We start from the raw sequence: 19,254 nt of genomic DNA on the forward strand, positions 1-19,254 counted from the left end.
GGTTGTGTTATCCACCGATTGTGGACATTGATTCTCTGACAGGAATATGTCCAATTCGGTTCGCTTCGGCTTCGTAGCCATCTTTATAGCGCTCGCTGACAGCTTTGCGAATTAGTGCTTCCAGCTCTATGTTGCTTGCGCCCTGTCGCATCGGCGTTTTAATGTCGTAGCCACGATTGTCGTAGAGGCAAGTATGAATTTCACCTTTTGGAGTTAGGCGTAAGCGGTTACATGTGCCGCAAAAGGTGCGTGAATATGCTGCAATGATGCCTACTGTGCCCAAGTGCCCTTCAATCGCATAATTCATTGAAGTTGAAAAGGGTGCATCAGGCAGTTTGGAGAGACTTGGGAACGCCTCCTTCAGCACAGCCAGAATTTTCGCATAGTTCCAAGTCAGCACCGGTGTCTCTTTGCCAGTGCCATTGAATGGCATTTCCTCAATGAAGCGCACGGAGACGGGGTAGTCACGCGACAGTAAGGCCAGTGGCACGATTTCATCCGTATTGACCCCTTCGGTGACTACTACATTGATTTTGGTTGGAATCTCGTACTCGAGCAGGGCATAGAAGGTCTTCATCACATTTTCAAATTCATCGCGTCGCGTGATGGTCTTGAAGCGTTCTCGGCGAAGCGTATCCAAGCTCAGATTAATCGATGAGATGCCAATGCGTTTGAGGTCTCTCACGAATGGGGCGGTCAGCACACCATTTGTGGTGATGCTGATTTCTTCTATACCTGAGACGGCTGCCAGTTCTTCTAGAAAATCAATCAGCCCAGTCCGCACAAACGGTTCGCCACCTGTAATGCGAAACTTACAAATTCCAAGCGACGCAAAGAGTCGGGCTAAGCGCAGCAGTTCGGCGTAAGAGAGCGTCTCACTCTGAGGTAGAAAGTCAATACCTCCAGCAGGCATACAGTACAGACATCGCAGGTTACAGCGGTCGGTTACGGACATTCGAATGTAGGTAATCGGTCGCCCATGATTGTCTATCAAGGTTGCAGTGGGTTGAGCATTTTGAGTGTCAGTTTCTGCTTCGGCGACAAGGTTTCGCATACCTCTTTGCGGCGTTATTCATTGGGTAATAGCGTAAAAACTTAAAATGTGCTCAAACCGTTTTTGCTAGCAAAGAAACGTGAAATTGCCATGGAACTAATCGTCCATTTCTTTGCGGCGGGTCGCGACATTGTGGGTGCGTCCTCACTACACATCACGCTACCTGAGCCCGTTACGGCGCAAGCTCTCTTGGACTACTTGAAGGCACGCTATCCGCAGTTTGCTCAGTTGCGTTCGCTCTCTGTGGCGGTCAATGAAGACTATGCGTCGCCTCAGCAAATTTTGCAAGAAACCGATGAAATTGCGATAATTCCACCTGTTTGCGGGGGCTAACGCCTCAGCCAGTCTGCTGCACAGACATTGCAGGTTTTCACATGCGCTTTTTTTGATGAAGTCCTTTCACCACAGTTGGCTCGTGCTTGTTGCCGCAGTATGGTATTCACCACATTTAGCGGCTGCTCAACCTCTGATTGACAGCTTGAAGCGTGTCGTCGAAACTGCAGACGGCACTTGTAAAGTTGATGCGCTCAATGCTCTCGCTCGAGCCTACTGGCGCGCTGCACCTGATAGCACACTCCAGTATGCCCTTCAAGCACAAGCTCTGGCAGAGCAAATTGGCTACAAGCGAGGCTTGGAGAAGGCACTGAACGCCGTGTCGTATATGTATGAAGTGCAAGCTCAGTATGCGAAGGCAATTGAAGTGCGCCTGCGCGATATGGAGCTGAGTAAAGAAATTGAAGATGACACAGCACTGGCGTGGTGCTATCACAGTATGGGGAATCTTTCTACCTATCAGGGCAATAATGACCAAGCTCTAGCATGGCACTTCAAAGCACTGGAATTGAGAGAAAAAATTGGTGACCTTCGTGGCAAAGGTTGGTCACTTAATAACATTGCTTGGGTGTTTGAAAATCAAAATCAATTGGATAAAGCGCTCGAGTATCGCGAGAAAGCTGCTGCAGTTTGGCGCACGCTTCACGATGTTGAAGGGCTGGCTGCCACCACTGGCTATCAAGCTGATGTGTATAGCCGACAAGGCAAACACGAGCTTGCACTGGCACGCGCTCACGAAGCTATTCGCCTGCTCAGGCAAGCAGGAATTTCGCTCACTCACAGCTGGCTGCAGCTTGGCAAGTTTTACATTGCGGCGGCAAAATACGATTCTGCCTTGATGGCGCTCGATTCAGCTCTCCATACGGGCGAGAAACGCTACTTCCCTCGCATTCACAATGCCCTTGCACAGTGTTATTTCCTGATGCATCGCTACGACGACGGCATTCGGCACGCCCAAGTCGCAATTAAGCTTGCTCAGCAAGGACAAGATAAAGTACCACTTGAAGAAGCCTATCGAATTGCCTCTGCGCTATACGAAGCCAAAAACGACTTTAAACAAGCCTATGCCTGTTTCAAAGCATACTCCGCACTGCACGATAGTATGCGCTCGCTTGCTACGCAAAATCAGATTATGAGCCGTGAAGTGAACTACCAAATTGGTTTGCGTGAAAAGGAAATTGAGCAACTGCGTAAAGAGCAGACAGCTCAAGCGACGATTCGCAATATGCTCATTGCACTGGTCATTTTTGCTGTCATCATTTTACTTTTGCTTTACTGGCGATACCGTGCTTCACTTAGAGCTAAGCAAATTCTGCAGCACAAAAACGAGGAGCTCAGCGCAAAGAATGCTCTCATAGAAATTCAGCACGCTAAGTTGAAACAAGCCTTTCGGAGTCTCCAAAACACTCAGCAGCAGCTTGTGCAGCAAGAAAAGCTGGCTGCCTTAGGCGAAATTGCCGCTGGCATTTCACACGAGATTCAAAACCCCTTGAACTTTGTGAGTAACTTTGTCTCTCTTGCGCAAGAGCAAAGTGAGGAACTTTCTCAGATGCTTGCCGATGATGCCGTGCCACGTCGGGCTATTCAGGAAAAGTTAGAAAGTTTGAAAGTCAAGTTAGAACGTGTGGCACACCACACTTTGCGCGCTTCTCGAATTGTGAAATCTATTTTAGAGCATAGTAAGAATGGTAGAGGCGAGCGTGAAGAAACGGATCTTAACTTGCTGCTGAAAGAGTATGCACAGTTGGGCTACCACAGCTACAAAATGCGCGACCTTTCGTTCAATGTTGCCCTGCGTTTTGATTTAGATAGCAACCTACCCAAATTTTTTGTTGTGCCGCAGGATTTTAGCCGTGTATTCCTGAACCTTGTGCAGAATGCCTTTTATTCCACCTACCACAAGCAGCAAGCCTTGCAGCGTCAGTCTGAGCAAAATTTTTCGCCTGAAGTCAGAGTCAGCTCACATGCTTTGCCCAACGCTGCCCAAATCCGCATTTGGGACAATGGGTTTGGCGTGGCACCAGACTTGCACGAAAAAATTTTCCAGCCATTTTTCACTACAAAACCAGGCACTGAAGGCACAGGACTGGGTCTTTCTATCAGCCGTGATATTATTACCGCATACGGGGGTAAAATTTGGCTGGAATCACGTGAAGGGGAGTATGCAGAGTTTATCATTGAGCTGCCTTACACGGCAATGAATGCTCACTTGCCATTGCAACCTGTTACTGCTGATGTCTAATGATGAATTCTACTCTTCACACTGAGCGCGCCGCATTAGTTTGTTTGTCAGAGACACCGCTCAACATTCAGGAAATCTTAGATGCAGTGCGAGCACCAGAATGCGGTGGACTTGCACTTTTTGTGGGTACTGTGCGTAATCATTCAGGTGGCAAATCTGGGGTGCTTTGGCTTGAGTATGAAGCATACAAATCCATGGCACTTAGAAAAATGCAGGAAATTGCTGCCACTGCCAGTCAGCTCTACCCTGTTAAAAAATTAGCTATCGCCCATCGGGTCGGGCGCTTAGAGATTGGCGAAGATGCTGTAGCAATTGCTGTCAGCACACCGCACCGCAAGGAAGCTTTTGCAGCTTGCAAGTTCATCATTGATGCAATTAAGACTACCGTTCCTATTTGGAAAAAAGAGGTCTTTGCTGACGGCGCCGTTTGGGTTGATGCTTGCACACGGTAGAGTTCTAGCAGATTAGCTTCCTAAGCCCAAAAATCAAGCGGAGACCTCCGCATCGGTCTCCGCTTGTCGTTTTGATTCCCGCACGTTGCTCTTTGCTTAGCTTGGTGGTAGCTCTGGAATTGGGATCGGGAAACTCACGATGATGCGGTCAGTTGGTCGGTCAAGTGGCAATTCGTTCAGTCTGCCCGGCAAATTGTTTGGATTTGGGCTGCCAGGGCGTGTAGGGAATCGGCGCATATCTACCCAGCGATGCCCTTCCATAAAGAGCGAGTATCGTCGCTCATAGATCAAGCGGTCGAGCGCATTAGTTGCGTTGGTGCTTCCTGCAGGATAGGGCGGCACGCCTGCGGCTTGGCGCACAGCATTCAAATCTGCTTCTGCAGCCGCAAAGTCTTGCAAGCCACTTCCTCCTAAAATTCGCGCCTCAGCACGCAGGAGCAACAGTTCTTCATTACGCAAAATTGGAAGTGGCGACACGTTCGTGGGTGCAATGTTGAGCGTGGCGCTGGATGTCAGTCCTTCAAAGGTGCGCGTTTCACGGCGGAAGATTTTGTTCAGACGCCTATCCGTTGCCGTATCCGTGTTGTCTCTGAAGAATGACGGATGCACCCAGAGGTTGGGCAGTGGAGCAGATGCCACTTGAAACAGCGGATTGGTTGCATCATTTGGCGCCGTGCTAAAAACGTGGTAGACACCACGTTGCATATTTGCTTCTGTGGGTGTGCTGGAAATGAACGACTGTGCAAGTGCTGCCAAGCATGTTGCATAGTCACCTTGATAGGCTGCAACGCGTGCGCGCAGCCCTCGATTGAATTGTCGGAATGTTGCAGGCGTGTTGAACCCTGCAAACCCTGATGATAGCCTAAACGGAAATGGCTCGCTGCCAGCTCGGCTCAGTTGCTGGTCTGCTTCATCGAGTAAGGCTGCAATGCGGCGAATGGCTTCAGCGCGTGGCACAATCGGTGCACCGGCTGGGTCAGTCGATGCCTCAAACTTCATGCCGTTGTCATACTGCCAATTATGAATCAGCAGATACTGATAGGCGATAATCGTATTGGCGAATCCACGCGCTGCATCAGCCTGTGCTGGGGAAAGTCCCGCACTAGCCACACGCTCCAAAAATAGGCGGGCTTGTGCAATTGCGCGGTAGCGCGGATTGACTCCTCCGCTTACGAAACCGCCACCTGGATCTGGTTGCCCTTGAATATACTCGCTACGGAAACGTGGGTCATCTTGTCCGAAGTGAATCATCTCACGCCCCACGCTGCCTGTGCCGATAAGGTAAGTGCCCACAACACGCATCTGCGCTTCCAATCCTGTGACAAAGCTCTGGAGCGTTAGTGTTGCCGGGCTTGGTGCATTTGGGTCAGGGAAATCCCGATTCGGGCACCCATATTGAGAGAGTGCCAAGAGCAGCACACTCAGTGCCGCAACAGTTCGCTTTGTTTTGTGAAGCCCTGTTTGTTGATTCCGCATTTGAAGTTTCTCCTGAAAGTTTCTGTTTTTTTACAATCCAAACTGGATGTTGAAAAAGAAACTACGCGATGATGGGAATGGCGTTACCTCAATTGAGCCAGCCGTTGCCAGATTGCCAAAGTTGCTCACTTCAGGGTCGTAGCTCGAGTAGCGTGTAAACATTAGGAGATTTCTGCCTGCAATCCCAATACGCAGATAAGACACTGCGCCGCCGAAGAAACTGCGTGTCAGTTCAGGGTCAAGTGTGTAAGTCAAGCTCAGTTCACGCAGTTTGATGAAACTCCCATCTTCCACATATGGTGCGGTTGAGGTGGCCCGTGCTCGCACTCGCTCACGCGCAGCTTCTACATCAGGCGAAATTCCTGTGCCATCTGTCAAGAAACGCGACAGATTGATGACCTTATTACCTTGACGCCAGTCAAAGAGGAAGAAGAGTTCAAACCCATAGACACGCAAGCTATTTGAAAAGCCCATATTGAAGTCAGGCTGTTCATCGCCTAAGATGAGACCATTAAATTCTCCTGGGCGCGCGTTTGGATTTGGCGCATTGGGGTTCGGTCCAAAGCTCTCACGTCCAACAATGCTAAACGGCGAATAGCCTTGACGAATCGTGTAAGCACCTAAGTTTACACCAAATCCACCTCGCTGGAAGGGCGGCACATCTAAGCGTGTAATTTCAGCACGGTTTCTTGAGAAAATCACTCGTGCTGTCCAGTCCACCTCTCTGCTTCGAATGGCATTGACCGTCAGTGCCGCTTCAATACCGAAGGTTCTCATTGCACCCGCATTTACGAGCTGGCTGGTAAAACCTGATGAAGGCGGCAACTGCTTGAGCAAAATGAGGTCGTCAATGTTGCGCAAGAAGTAGGTAAATTCTAGCGACGCCAGTCCGTTAAGAATCCCGGCATCGAACCCAAACTCAATTTCGGTTGTACGCTCAGGTCTGACATTGTCGTTTCCATTGCGCAGCGGCACCAAAGCGCCAATGAGACCTGTTACATTTGCAGGCACAAACGAGAGAAACTTTGACTCTGGCGGCGCAAGTGTGCCAGCTTGACCAACTGCGGCTCGCAGTTTCAGGTAATCAATCGTGTTGCTAATGCCTTTCCAGAAATCAAACTTGGAAAGAATGATTGACGCACCTGCTCCTGGGAACAAGTAAAATTGATTGACATCAGAGTTGACGCTGCTTCGATCGCCGCGCAGTTTCACATTTAGGAAGCCGACACCGCCGAAGTCAATATCCGACTGAATGTAAAAGCCTTGGTCGTATTGGCGCGTAATTGTTTGCTGTTGTGTAACCTCTACACCTAAGCCAACCGATGCAAGGTCCGCCGTCAGCCCACGCACATTGACCAAAATGCTGCTGTTGTCACGGTTTTCAATCTGAAAGCCTGCAGAGGTCGTTATCGCAATGTTCGAGAAGCTCACATTATGCACCGCGCTCAGCCAGAGGTTGTTGAAAAAGTTGGTCACATTGTTCGCTGCATTTTCGCCCGGTGCAGCCTTCGCTTGCTCATGCTGTGTGTTGACCGGTGAGGTAATCACATTACGCTGGCTAATGTAATCTGCGCCACCGCTCGCAATAAAATTCAGGCTTTGATTTTCCATTCGGAACACATTGAAATCCAGACGAAATGACCCAATCAGGCGATCTATATATTCTTCATTGCGCACTCGCTCAATAATTTCTGCTGGATTTGATGGTGCAAACGGGAACACAGGAAATGTGCCGTCTGGACGCTGACGCACATCAAGAAAGCTAGGCAAGCGTGTCATCGCATAGCCGATGCTTGTAAGCGTTACGTTTGCATTGCCTGTTGCCGAACGCTGTGAATTTGAATTCACATAGTTCAAGCCAATGTCTGCCGTAAGTCTATCACTAAATCTGTGCGTCAGATTTGAGCGCACAGCGTAGCGATTGTAATAAGTATGGCGGATAATGCCTTGGTCGTTACGGGCTTGCCCTGAAATGGTAAAGAGTGTGGTCGCACTGCCCCCTCGCGCTGTGATAGAGGTTTCGTTAATCAGTCCATTTTGACCATAAAATTCGCGCTCATAGTCGATATACTGACCATTTACGCCTCCGCTGCGCACAAAGGCATCAACCCCAGCTTGACCAAATGCTGCTCGTAGCCCTGTTGAGTCCTGACGCCAGTCGCGCGTGCCTTGCAGCTTCAGCACGGAGTTAAAGCCAATTTGCTGCGACACATCGATGCGCGTATCGCCCGGTTTGCCTTGCTTTGTAGTAATTACCAGCACACCTGCTGCAGCTTTTGAACCATAGACCGCAGTAGCTGCAGGCCCCTTGAGCACTTGGATGTCCTCAATGTCGTTTGGATTAATATCAGCTAAGCGACTCGATGGCTGGTCTTGTGAGCTTTGCGATGCACCCACTGCTGCATCGGTAATGGAGGTTAAGCCACTGTTGAAAGACTCATTGCTGACAATTACGCCGTCAATTACAATAAGTGGTTGCGTGTTGCCCTGAAGCGTCGTAATACCCCGCAGATTTAAGCTAATTCCTCCGCCTGGCGCCCCTGTGTTCTGACGAATGGACAGCCCTGGTACTTTGCCTGCAAACGCTTGGTCAAGCGTTTGTGCTGGTGCAGGAATCAACTCCTTTGCAGTGATTGTTCCAATCGAGTTTGGCGCACTCTCGCGTCGAATTCCTGTAGCAAGCCCTGTGACCACCACTTCTTCAGCGCGCAGAATATCTTCTTGGAGCTGAATGACCAAGTTGTCCGTGCTTTGCGTTACCACTACTGTTTTTTCCTTATAGCCTACCAGCTTCGCAGACAGTGTCGCTACAGGGTTCTTAACCACAAGGCGAAACTTGCCGAGCGCATCAGTAATCGCGCCGCCCCCTGTTTCCTTTACGCGCACCACTGCACCCAAAAGAGGCTCGCCTGTGTTGGCATCGACCACTGTGCCTGAGATAGTTAGCTCCTGTGCCATCACCGCTTTTGCAGTGAAAAACAGGATTGCCGCAAACGTAATTGCGTATCGTTTCGTCATATCACTGTTCTTTTGCTTGTTGAAGTTGATTGAGAAGACCACGGTTGCAATCGGCTTATTGCAACCCGCTGCTTGCTGCTTTGTTGATACTGCAATGTAGAGAGAAGAAAAGGATTTTTTTGCTAATGTGCAAATGCTTCCTCTATCTGCCTTGCTTGCCTATTGAAGCCTCACGGTCTTGCCTTCTTGCTAGCATTGCACTGCACGGATTTTTTCTGCACATTTGCACAAGCTGGAAGTAACTTAGGCTTCCCAAAAAGCCACAAGTTTTCACGAAAACCTCTGGGGGTATGCCACACACCATCACGCTCCTGCCGGGCGACGGCATCGGTCCTGAAATCACGCGCGCTGTAAAACGCATTTTAGCAGCCTCTGGCGTTCAAATTCACTGGGAAGAATATCTTGCAGGCAAGGCTGCTCTTGAGCAATATGGCGACCCTCTGCCTCAAGAAGTTTTGGACTCCATTCTGCGCAACAAGGTTGCTCTCAAAGGTCCGCTTACGACTGAAGTCGGCAAGGGCTTTAAGTCTGTCAATGTGCAACTGCGCAAGACCTTGAACCTCTATGCCAACCTTCGCCCTGTGAAAACCTTGCCCGGCGCTGGCGCAAAATATGAGGGCGTGGATATTGTCGTTGTGCGAGAAAATACCGAAAGCCTTTACGCAGGCATTGAAAATGAAATTGCTCCCGGCGTGGTGCAAGCCTCCAAAATTATCACGCGCGAGGCGTCGCTGCGCATTGCGAAATTTGCCTTTGAGTATGCCCGCACGCACCATCGCAAGAAGGTAACCGCCGTGCACAAAGCCAACATTATGAAACTTGCCGACGGTCTTTTCCTCAAGTGCTGCCAAGAAGTGGCAAAAGATTATCCTGAAATTCAATACGACGAAATCATCGTCGACAACTGCTGTATGCAGCTTGTGCTTAACCCTGCGCGCTTTGATGTGCTGGTGCTCGAAAACCTCTATGGCGACATCGTCTCCGACCTCTGTGCAGGTTTGGTTGGTGGCTTAGGTGTTGTGCCCGGCGCAAACATCGGCACTGAAGCCAGCGTCTTCGAAGCCGTGCACGGTTCTGCACCTGACATCGCTGGTAAAGGCATTGCGAACCCAACAGCAATGCTACTTTCCGCCGTGATGATGCTGCAACATATTGGCGAACATCACGCCGCTGAGCGTATCACCAGTGCCATCTACCGCGTAATGGGCGAAGGCAAAGTGCTAACCCCTGACCTCAAGGGCACCGCGACCACTGAGCAATATGCCGATGAACTCATTCGGTATATTGCGTAAGCCTCTGGCGTATTTCGTTTCGCAATGTGTTCAATCTGACGGCGCTCATCGCTTCAGCAAAGATCCTTTCTTTTGCTTGTGAATGATTAGGCGAAGCGAATCGTTTCTGTCTCAGGTTACGCTGCTCTCGGGTAACTTCGACAGCGCAGATGCGTTTGAGCCAAGTAGCCTTTTGCAAATCGTTTCGCTATGTCCACAGTTTTAAGCGCTCAACACCTTACTAAAACGTATCGCAGCGGTCAGGGCGAACTGACTGTGCTGAATCGGGTTTCTTTCGAGCTGCAGGCAGGTGATACGTGTGCGATTGTCGGTCCTTCGGGCAGCGGTAAAACCACGCTTCTGGGCATTTGCGCCGGTTTAGACCACCCTACTTCTGGCACGGTTACACTTTGCGGTATTTTGCTGAACTCGCTGAGCGAAGATGAACGCGCCAAAGTGCGTAACCAATATGTCGGATTTGTGTTCCAGAGCTTTCAACTGATTCCTACCCTCACTGCGCTGGAAAATGTGATGGTGCCTGCTGAGCTTTCACGGGAGCGGCATGCTCGCCAAGCGGCTCTCGAACTTCTGGAACGCGTGGGCCTGGGGCATCGTCTCTCACACTATCCTGCACAGCTTTCTGGCGGAGAGCAGCAGCGTGTCGCAATTGCTCGCTCGTTCATTAACCGCCCTAAAATTCTCTTCGCTGATGAACCTACTGGCAACCTTGACGCAGAAACCAGCCACACCATTGAGCAACTTCTCTTTGAGCTAAATCGTGATTATGGCACAACCCTTGTTATTGTTACACATAATCTTGAGCTTGCACAGAAAACCCAGCGCATTATTCGCTTAAAAGGTGGCTGCGTGGTCTCCGACCAACTTGTTGCACCGACTCAATCTGCAATCGATGAAATCCGCTCCTAACCATGCCCTTTGATGCATTTGTGTGGAGAATGGCTTGGCGCGATAGCCGCACGCACTGGCGCAAACTGTTGCTTTTTATGTCGTCTATTGTGCTTGGCGTGGCGGCACTGGTTGCCATCAGCTCGCTTGGCGACAGTTTGCAGCGCTCGGTTCGCACACAGGCAAAATCTCTCTTAGGTGCAGATTTACTTCTGGAGTCACGGCAGCCCTTTTCACCTGCAGTGGAACAGCTTATTGACTCACTGGGTGAGCACTCCCGTGAGGTAGATTTTTCATCCATGGTCTATTTTACCAAAAGCGGGGACACACGCTTTGTGCAAGTGCGTGCTCTCGATGGCAAATTTCCCTATTACGGAAGTCTGCTCACCGACCCCGATAGCGCGTCTCAGACATTTCGCAGTGGCTTTCAAGCCCTCGTCGATGCCCCTCTGATGCTTCAATTTCAAGCCTCAATTGGCGACACGATTAAACTTGGCGAAGCCTATTTTAGGATTGCAGGCGTGCTGAAGGAAGTCGCTGGCGAAGCAGTTGTCACGGCATTAGTCGGACCGCGCATTTACATTCCGCTGCAGACCTTGCCTGACACCAAGCTAATTCAATACGGCAGCCGTGTTACCTACAAAGCTTACTTCAAGTTCCCGCCTGAAAAAGATTTAGTAGCACTTACCACATTGCTTCGCTCAAAGCTGGAAAAAGAGTCCGTCTCGCTCGTTACTGCTGAATCGCGTCAAGCCTCATTAGGTCGGGCGCTGGAAAACCTCTACCGTTTTCTCAATTTGGTTGGCTTTATTGCACTGCTTCTTGGTGGCATTGGGGTTGCTAGTGCCATCAGCGTGCATATCAAGCAGCAACTGAATACAGTGGCTGTGCTGCGTTGTTTAGGCGCTCGTGCTGCACAGGCTCTTTGGATTTACCTTATTCAAGCTCTGGTGATGGGCTTTTTGGGCGCACTTGTTGGAGCTTTGCTCGGTTCTGGCACGCAATTTCTTTTGCCGTTCATCTTAGGTGATTTATTGCCCATCAAACTCGAGACCACCTTTTCACTTACTGCAATTTGGCACGGGTTATTAGTTGGGCTTAGCCTTTCTGCAGCATTTGCACTCTTGCCGCTTCTTGGTGTTCGCAATGTCTCACCGCTGCGAGTGTTGCGTGCAGCTTTCGAGGAGCAACCGTTGCCCGCAGACGCACTGCGCTGGCTTGTCTATGCTCTTATTGCTGGCAGCATTGTGCTTTTTTCAATTTGGCAGACGGCGCCGCTGCGTGCGGGTTGGCTTACAGGACTTTTCTTTGCGCTGTCTATTGGTCTTGCGTTTGGCTTACTTGCGCTGGTTGCAAGACTGCTTGTCGTCGGTGCCCGAGTTTTTTTTCCTGCTTTATGGTCATACACATGGCGACAAGGGCTTGCCAATCTTTATCGCCCAAATAACCAAACGCTCACGCTCATTGTCTCACTTGGTTTTGGCACGTTTTTGATTTCTACCGTTTATCTATCGCAAGCCACGCTGTTGGGTGAAATCTCTCTTTCAGCAAGCGAGCGCAATCAGCCCAATATGGTACTTTTTGACATTCAGCCTGACCAACGCGCTGGTCTTGAGCAACTTGTGCAAACCTTTCAGATGCCTGTCTTGCAAATCATTCCCGTTGTCACAATGCGCCTTCAATCGCTCAACGGTAGAGATATTCAGCGAGACAGTGCGATTTCTGAAAATTCGTTTTTGCGGGCGGAGTTTCGCGCCACCTACCGTGACTCACTTCTCAGCACTGAGCAGCTTGTGGCAGGTCGCTTTGTTGGAAAAATACGCTCACTTCAAGACTCGATTCTGATTTCCGTTTCAGATTTTTTTGCACAAAGTCAAAACCTCCAGCTAGGCGATGAACTTATTTTTGATGTGCAAGGCGTGCCTGTTAAAACCTACATTGGCAGCATTCGCCGCATAGATTTTCGGCGTGTGCAACCTGCCTTCACTTTGCTTTTTCCAGATGGCGTGCTTAACGATGCGCCTCAGTTTTATGCGCTTCTTACACGCACGCCCTCTGCCGAGATTTCTGCCCATTTTCAGCGCGCTGTTGTGCAATCGTTTGCAAACGTGTCTATTATTGACCTTGCACTCATTCTTAATACCGTGAGCGCTGTTTTTGACAAAATTTCTCTGGTGATTCAATTTATGTCACTTTTCAGCATTCTGACGGGGCTTACGGTGCTGGTCGGCTCTGTGCTTACCAGTCGGTATCAGCGAATGAAAGAAAGTGTGCTTTTGCGCACATTAGGCGCTACGCAGCGGCAAGTTGCTGCTATCATGGCTATTGAGTATGCCTTTTTAGGGGGCTTTGCAGCGGTTGCTGGCTTCGGTTTGGCTCTACTTAGCAGCTGGGCGCTTTCATATTTCATCTTCGAGGCCCCCTTCTTGCCTTCGCTTCTTCCCCTTGCGATTGGCGCAACTTTGGTAATTAGTCTCACCGTCTTAGTTGGGTTAGCCATCAGCCGCGATGTGCTGACCAAACCCCCGCTTGAAGTGCTGCGTCTGGAAGCCTCATAGAGCGCTGGTGCTTACTGCTCCTTATTTGCATTCGTAGCGCGGTGTAGATTTATGTCGTTTTAACTGAAAATTCCTATCTTCGCTCATACCTTAACCCAACGCTTCCCATACAATGCGGCAGTGGATTTCTATTTTGCTTTTATTCTTCCCAACTTTTACCGCCTTTGCGCAAGTTACCCCTGACACGGCAGTGATTGTTAGCGAAATTATGTATGATCCTCCTGCGGATGCAAATTCTGCCGATGAATTTGTGGAAGTCTTCAATACCAGCTTTACGCAATCGTTTAATTTGCGCAATTGGCGTCTCGGCGATGCTACCTCGCTACGCACAATTGCGGACACGACAGCGGCTAACACGGGCAATGCAACGCTTCTTCCGCGCCGCTTTGCAGTCATCTTTACAGGTCCAGATTTTCGTCGGGCATTTGCTTATTACCGTCCTTTGATTCCAGCTGGTGCACTCATTTTACGCACCACTGCTAGCCTTGCTTTCAACAATACAGGCACAGAAACCGTCCGCTTGCTCAATGAGCGAGGCGACACGCTTGCAAGTTTTACTTACACAGGCGTCGCATCGAATCGTGGTCGTTCGCTTGAAAAAATTATCCTTAATCGCAACAATGCACCTACAAATTTTGCACCGAGTCTTAACATTGGTGGCACACCCGGCTCCATGAATTCCGTTACTCCCAAAGACCGTGACCTTGCGCTACGCATTGATGAACGATTTTCTACGCCGCCTCAAACCACGATTACGATTCCTTACACCATTCAAAATCGTGGCCTGTTGCCGTTTGGCAATGGCGCAATTACACGCATCTTTGAAGACCGTAACCGCAATGGTCTTGGTGACATCGCCGAGCAAATTAGCACCTCTACGCTCCTGCGCGACCTTGCACCCAGAGATTCAATTCGCCAATTTTTCACTTATACTCCTCGCTCCTCTGAGCCAGTGGATTTTATTCTTACGCTCAGCCTTGCAGGTGATGAAGATACTACAAACAATATTGTGCGCACACGTCTTTTCTTAGGCACGGCACAAAGGGCAGTGGTTATTAACGAGATTATGTATGCACCGATTCAAGACCCTAATGATTTTAAGCCTGACCAGCCTGAGTATGTGGAGCTCTTTAACCGAAGCAGTGCGCCAGTTGATTTGCGTGGTTGGTTTCTTACTGATGCACCAAATGAACGTGGAGAATTTAGTCGCTTTTTCTTTGCGCAAGATTCGCTTGAGAATTATGTTCTGCAACCAAACGAATATGCGGTCATTGCGCCTGACCGTGCTACAGTGCGCGATAGCACGCGTCTGGTTCGGTTTTTCACTTACTTACAGCGCGACCGCACCGCCAAGCTCTTTACATCGGTGCGTTCCAGTCCAACCAGCCGCACCAACCTCTCTGAATTTGGTCTCCGCAGCGACGGCGACCTTGTCGCACTTTACGACCACACAGGCTTTTTAGTGGATTCAGTGCGCTACTCGCCACGCTGGCATCATCCATTTTTCTCCTCTACGCGTGGGCTTTCGCTGGAACGCATTAGTCCTAACGCAGAAAGCAATGATGCGCGCAACTGGACCACTTCTACGAACCGCGAGTTTGGTGGCACACCCGCTCGGCAAAATAGTGTCTTTGCACCACCTCCTGACCTCTCTGGCAGCACTTCTACGCTGGCACTTTCGCCAAATCCTTTTTCACCTGACGGCGATGGACGTGATGACTTTCTGGTGATTCGCTATCAACTTCAGAGTGCAGTTAATCGAATTCGCATTAAGATTTTTGATGCCAGAGGCAGATTGGTGCGCACCTTAGCAAATAGCGAACCTTCTGGTGCACAGGGTGAAATTATTTGGGACGGCTTGGACGATAACCGTCAGCCCCTTCGTATCGGCATTTACATCATCTACCTCGAAGCGCTGGACGCCAATTCTGCCCTTATTGAAACGCTGCGTCAAACTACTGTTTTAGCAAAACCAATGCAGTAAGAACTGCTGCAGCGTCTATGCTTAACAGTGCATCAACTTTCTCTCCACTTTTCAACTTTCACTCCTTGCTTCTTTATACGTATCAATTTGTGCGCGCTGCAAGGTGCCGCTAAAATCCACATAAATTGTTTTTGTTTCGCTGAAAAAGTCATAGACTTGCCAGCCACCTTCACGATGTCCGTTGCCTGTTTGCTTCACGCCACCAAAGGGCAAATGCGCCTCTGCCCCAATTGTGGGTGCATTGATGTAAGTAATGCCCGCTTCAAAATCACGCATCGCTTGGAAAGCTAAATTGATATTTTTCGTGTAAAGCGATGAAGAAAGTCCGTAGCGCACGCTGTTTAAAATCTGCACGGCTTCTTCAAAAGTCTTAAATTTTATTACGGAGAGCACAGGTCCAAAAATTTCTTCTTGTGCAATGCGATAATCCCATTGCACATTTGTAAAGATTGTTGGTTCAATGAAGTAACCATTCTCCAAGCCATTTCCTGTTGCGCGTTTGCCGCCAATTACGCACGTGGCTCCTTCTTTTTTGCCAATTTCAATGTAGTTCAGAATGCGCTTCATCTGCGCTTCGTTGATGACAGGTCCGATGTCAACGCCTTCATCGTTACCGTAACCCAGTTTCAGTTTTTCGACGCGCTTGACGAGCATTTCGACAAATTTGTCGTGAATTTTCTCGTGTAGCAGTAATCGGCTGGTTGCGGTGCAACGCTGTCCTGTCGTGCCAAAGGCGCCCCACACCACGCCCTCAAGCGCTAACTTCAAGTCTGCGTCATCCATTAGGATCACGGCATTTTTCCCGCCCATTTCAAGCGAGACGCGCTTGTGCTGTTTTGCACAGTTTTGCGCCACGATTGCGCCAGTTTGCGTCGAGCCTGTAAAAGAAATGAGGTTGATGTTGGGGTCATCGACAACCGCCTTGCCGACTTCATCGCCACCGTGCACCAGATTAATCACACCTTCTGGCACGCCCGCTTCAATTAAGATTTCGACAAGCGTGTGGGCGGTTTTGGGCGTCTCCATTGCTGGCTTAAAGACAACGGTATTTCCGCACAGCAAGGCTGGAAAAATTTTCCAAGTTGGAATAGCCAGCGGAAAGTTCCAAGGCGTAATACACCCAGCGACGCCTACGGGCTGGCGTATGGTCATTGCAAACTTATTTGGCAGTTCTGAGGGCACGGTATAACCAAATAGCCTTCGTCCCTCTGCTGCAGCGTAGTAAGCCGTATCAATTCCTTCTTGCACATCGCCTTTGGTTTCGGTAAGGATTTTGCCCATCTCGCGTGTCATCTCGCGAGCAATTTCTTCTTTGCGCGCCTCTAAAATCATTCCTGCTTTGCGGATAATATCGCCGCGCTTGGGCGCGGGCACCAGTCGCCAACACTTGTAGGCTTCACGTGCGGCTTCAGCCGCGGCTTGCACATCGCTTTTTGCCGATTGTGGAAATTTGCCAATGCGGTCTTTGATATGAGCCGGATTGACTTTGACGAATGTCTTGCCCGATGCCGCAGGCTGCCACTTGCCGCCGATATAGTTGTGGTAAATCATTGCTTGCTCCATTTTCAGAAACGGTAATATGCCAAATATAACGCTTGCATCAACTTCTCTCCTCTCCAAAGGATAGCCCCTCAGAGCACCTTGAATGCGAAAAATTTTTCGCCAAATTTTAACTTGGACAGCCTTTGTCCTAGGTCTCTCTTTAACTTCAAGCGCAAGTTCTATGACAACATCAAACGCACAACATGTTCGTCAGCAGCGTTCTCGTCCGCCGCTCATGCGTATGCACCATATCGTTTCGGCACTGCAAGAAGGCAGGTATCCGAATTGCGCGTCGCTGGCAAAGCAGTTAGAGGTTAGCCCAAAGACGATTCAGCGCGACATTGAGTATATGATATACCAGCTGGGTGCCCCGATTGGATACGACAGTTCGCGCAAAGGTTACTATTTCACGGAGCCAAACTGGTTTTTGCCTCAGGTATTTCTCAGAGAGTCGGAGCGCTCGGCGATGGCAATTGCAGAGAAAATCTTGGAGCAGTATAGCGGACTGCCCGCCTACGACGATGTCAAGGCAGCGTTTGAGAAGTTTTTCAAACAGTTGCCTCAAGATGATGCAGCCCTGCGCACGGAAAATGCTTTGTTCTCGTTTGAACCGCCCCCAAGTTCAAGCGTAGAAAAAGCCATTTTCCGCACCGTGCAGGCAGCTGCCTCTATGCAAAGGAAAATCAAGATGCGCTACCATACGGCATATAGCAACACGCTGAGCGAGCGCATCGTGCATCCATATCACTTTCACCAATCGGAAGGGATATGGTATCTCATCGCATACTGCGAACTGCGTCAGCAAGTGCTCACCTTTGCCATGAACCGCATTCAGGATGCCGTGCAACTTGATGAGGCTTTTGTGAGAGACGACAGCTTTGACCTTCAGCAGTTTCTGGCAACGGCGTTTTTGATGTTTAAGGGTGATCGGTGTTATACGGTTCGGATTCGCTTTTCCCCTTACCAAGCGCGGTGGATTCGGGAGCGAGTTTGGCATGCGACGCAGCGCTTGGAAGATGAGCCTGACGGCTCGCTGGTGCTCTCGTTTAAGGTGGAAAATCTCCATGCAGCGCGTCTTTGGGTTATGAAATACGGCGCGGAAGCCGAAGTGCTGGAGCCTGAAGCGCTACGCGACCTCATTCGCCAAGAAATTAGCAAAATGATTGAGCTGTATAGCCGAAAATCTTAGCCATAAACAAGGGGGCAAGAATTATGAAGCAAGGCGCAAGCTACATATATTTGCAAGTCGCAATGCCACACTTACCGTTTAGAGAGTCAAAAAAGGTGTAACTTTTGCTGAGTGTTTGACCAATGAGAATTCTTGCAACGCTAAACATTGAAACCAATGCCCTACGCCAATATCTCTGCCAGTCTCTCCGATGCGGATGTGCGTGCGATTCGTGAGGCGCTTGAGAGCATCAGAGCCAAACTTCCGTTCCTTGTTACGCTTACACCTAAGGAGCGGCGCAGCCTTGTCAAGATGGGCGAAAAGAGCGTTCCATTTGTGCAGCAATGCTTGCAAGCGGTGAAGGACAACCCCTCGCTGATGCCGCCCACATTCAATGTGCGCGAATTTGAAGCCGATGTCAATTTGGCTTCCACGCTGCTCCCGATTTTGCTAGCCGTGCAAGACCTTGCTGCCAAAATTGACGATACGCTTTTAGCTGTTGGCAGCGAGGCGATGCGCCAGAGCAATGATGTCTATGCGCAGGTGAAACTGAATGCACGCCGCAATCCCGCGATGAAAGCGACAGCCGAACAACTCGCCACCCGCTTTAAGGCTATTGGTGAGGGTCGGCGCAAGAAGTCGGCATCCAAGTCTTAGGGTGCGCTGTGTTTCCCCGTCGTGCTCTCCTTTATGAGGCTCAGGGGGAGATGCTCCACCCTCCAAGCGTGATGAATCGTGTTCTGAGGTAGATTCCTCTCCCTTCAAAGGAGATTCATCTTCTGCCGAAGGCAATTCATTAGGTTTGGCGACAGAGGTATCTGGCTTAGAGGGAGCTTTATCTGGCTTGTAGGTCGATTTATCCAGTTTGCCGAGAGATGCATCTTGCTTAGTAGGAGATACATCACGCTCAGAGGTAGATGCATTTGGAGTATTAGGAGAATTTGTACCAAAAAAGTCTATACCGTTGAATGAACTAATGGTAATTTAGAACTACAAAATTAAAGTATGCTTGACACGCTACTCCAAATTGGACGGATATTCCGAGAAGAAAAGCGGCTGTATCATCATCGATACATCAAGCCTGCGCCTGTGCCTGACAAGAAGAATCCCATTACTTTTCTCTCAATTCCTGTAAGCGCAGATTTTAAGTTCGACTTGGACAACATTCAGGAAGTCCCTGAAAATCAGCGCGACAGGCTGTATTACCTGACATTCAAAACATCGGACACAGATGGGTTTGTAAAATATCT

At 49.6% G+C, this 19,254-nt stretch carries 15 protein-coding genes; 11 read left to right on the forward strand and 4 right to left on the reverse strand.

Annotation, left to right across the window (positions count from 1 at the left end; genetic code table 11):
- Positions 1–7: 7 nt before the first annotated feature.
- Positions 8–1,054 (reverse strand): GTP 3',8-cyclase MoaA, encoded by a 1,047-nt coding sequence (gene moaA / locus NZM05_09485; GenBank protein ID MCS7013843.1) that lies wholly within the window; start codon positions 1,052–1,054, stop codon positions 8–10.
- A gap of 90 nt (positions 1,055–1,144) precedes the next feature.
- On the opposite strand from moaA, the gene moaD reads away from it, so the two are divergent.
- From moaD to NZM05_09500, 3 genes are read left to right on the forward strand one after another with little or no spacing between them, the layout of a single operon-like run.
- On the forward strand, positions 1,145–1,387 hold the full coding sequence (moaD, locus tag NZM05_09490) for a molybdopterin converting factor subunit 1 (protein ID MCS7013844.1): 243 nt from the start codon (positions 1,145–1,147) through the stop codon (positions 1,385–1,387).
- 55 nt (positions 1,388–1,442) lie between these two features.
- Positions 1,443–3,629: a tetratricopeptide repeat protein gene (locus tag NZM05_09495; GenBank protein MCS7013845.1), complete on the forward strand. Its 2,187-nt coding sequence runs from the start codon at positions 1,443–1,445 to the stop codon at positions 3,627–3,629.
- Complete coding sequence (locus NZM05_09500; protein ID MCS7013846.1) at positions 3,629–4,081, forward strand: molybdenum cofactor biosynthesis protein MoaE; 453 nt, start codon at positions 3,629–3,631, stop codon at positions 4,079–4,081. Before NZM05_09495 ends, NZM05_09500 begins: the two co-directional genes overlap by 1 nt.
- A 96-nt stretch (positions 4,082–4,177) precedes the next feature.
- On the opposite strand, the gene NZM05_09505 is transcribed toward NZM05_09500, so the two are convergent.
- Together NZM05_09505 and NZM05_09510 are read right to left on the reverse strand one after the other, a co-directional pair.
- A complete protein-coding gene (locus NZM05_09505) occupies positions 4,178–5,557 on the reverse strand; it encodes a RagB/SusD family nutrient uptake outer membrane protein (protein MCS7013847.1) in 1,380 nt (459 codons plus the stop codon).
- Between the two features lie 30 nt (positions 5,558–5,587).
- Complete coding sequence (locus NZM05_09510) at positions 5,588–8,575, reverse strand: SusC/RagA family TonB-linked outer membrane protein (protein ID MCS7013848.1); 2,988 nt, start codon at positions 8,573–8,575, stop codon at positions 5,588–5,590.
- Between the two features lie 290 nt (positions 8,576–8,865).
- On the opposite strand from NZM05_09510, the gene NZM05_09515 reads away from it, so the two are divergent.
- The 5 genes from NZM05_09515 (at position 8,866) to NZM05_09535 (ending at position 15,294) form a co-directional block, all read left to right on the forward strand.
- Positions 8,866–9,867 carry an isocitrate dehydrogenase (NAD(+)) gene (locus tag NZM05_09515; GenBank protein ID MCS7013849.1) on the forward strand — a complete coding sequence of 334 codons (1,002 nt, stop codon included), beginning with the start codon at positions 8,866–8,868 and terminating at the stop codon, positions 9,865–9,867.
- Between the two features lie 82 nt (positions 9,868–9,949).
- Entirely contained in the window at positions 9,950–10,072 is a 123-nt protein-coding gene (locus NZM05_09520) for a hypothetical protein (protein MCS7013850.1), read from the forward strand.
- Positions 10,057–10,773, forward strand: coding sequence for an ABC transporter ATP-binding protein (locus tag NZM05_09525; GenBank protein MCS7013851.1), 717 nt, complete (start codon positions 10,057–10,059; stop codon positions 10,771–10,773). Before NZM05_09520 ends, NZM05_09525 begins: the two co-directional genes overlap by 16 nt.
- 29 nt (positions 10,774–10,802) lie before the next feature.
- On the forward strand, positions 10,803–13,310 hold the full coding sequence (locus NZM05_09530) for an ABC transporter permease (GenBank protein ID MCS7013852.1): 2,508 nt from the start codon (positions 10,803–10,805) through the stop codon (positions 13,308–13,310).
- 112 nt (positions 13,311–13,422) lie between these two features.
- On the forward strand, positions 13,423–15,294 hold the full coding sequence (locus tag NZM05_09535; protein ID MCS7013853.1) for a lamin tail domain-containing protein: 1,872 nt from the start codon (positions 13,423–13,425) through the stop codon (positions 15,292–15,294).
- A gap of 51 nt (positions 15,295–15,345) precedes the next feature.
- Here NZM05_09535 and NZM05_09540 read toward each other — a convergent pair whose 3' ends face one another.
- On the reverse strand, positions 15,346–16,845 hold the full coding sequence (locus NZM05_09540; protein ID MCS7013854.1) for an aldehyde dehydrogenase family protein: 1,500 nt from the start codon (positions 16,843–16,845) through the stop codon (positions 15,346–15,348).
- Between the two features lie 172 nt (positions 16,846–17,017).
- Between NZM05_09540 and NZM05_09545 the strand changes: the two genes are divergently transcribed.
- The 3 genes from NZM05_09545 to NZM05_09555 all read left to right on the forward strand — a co-directional run.
- Entirely contained in the window at positions 17,018–18,025 is a 1,008-nt protein-coding gene (locus NZM05_09545) for a transcriptional regulator (protein MCS7013855.1), read from the forward strand.
- Between the two features lie 156 nt (positions 18,026–18,181).
- Positions 18,182–18,661: a hypothetical protein gene (locus NZM05_09550; GenBank protein ID MCS7013856.1), complete on the forward strand. Its 480-nt coding sequence runs from the start codon at positions 18,182–18,184 to the stop codon at positions 18,659–18,661.
- Positions 18,662–19,009: 348 nt separating this feature from the next.
- Positions 19,010–19,254: hypothetical protein (locus NZM05_09555; protein ID MCS7013857.1), on the forward strand; the 245-nt coding region annotated here is incomplete at its 3' end.

This window comes from Chloroherpetonaceae bacterium (assembly GCA_025056565.1).
GTDB lineage: Bacteria > Bacteroidota > Chlorobiia > Chlorobiales > Thermochlorobacteraceae > Thermochlorobacter.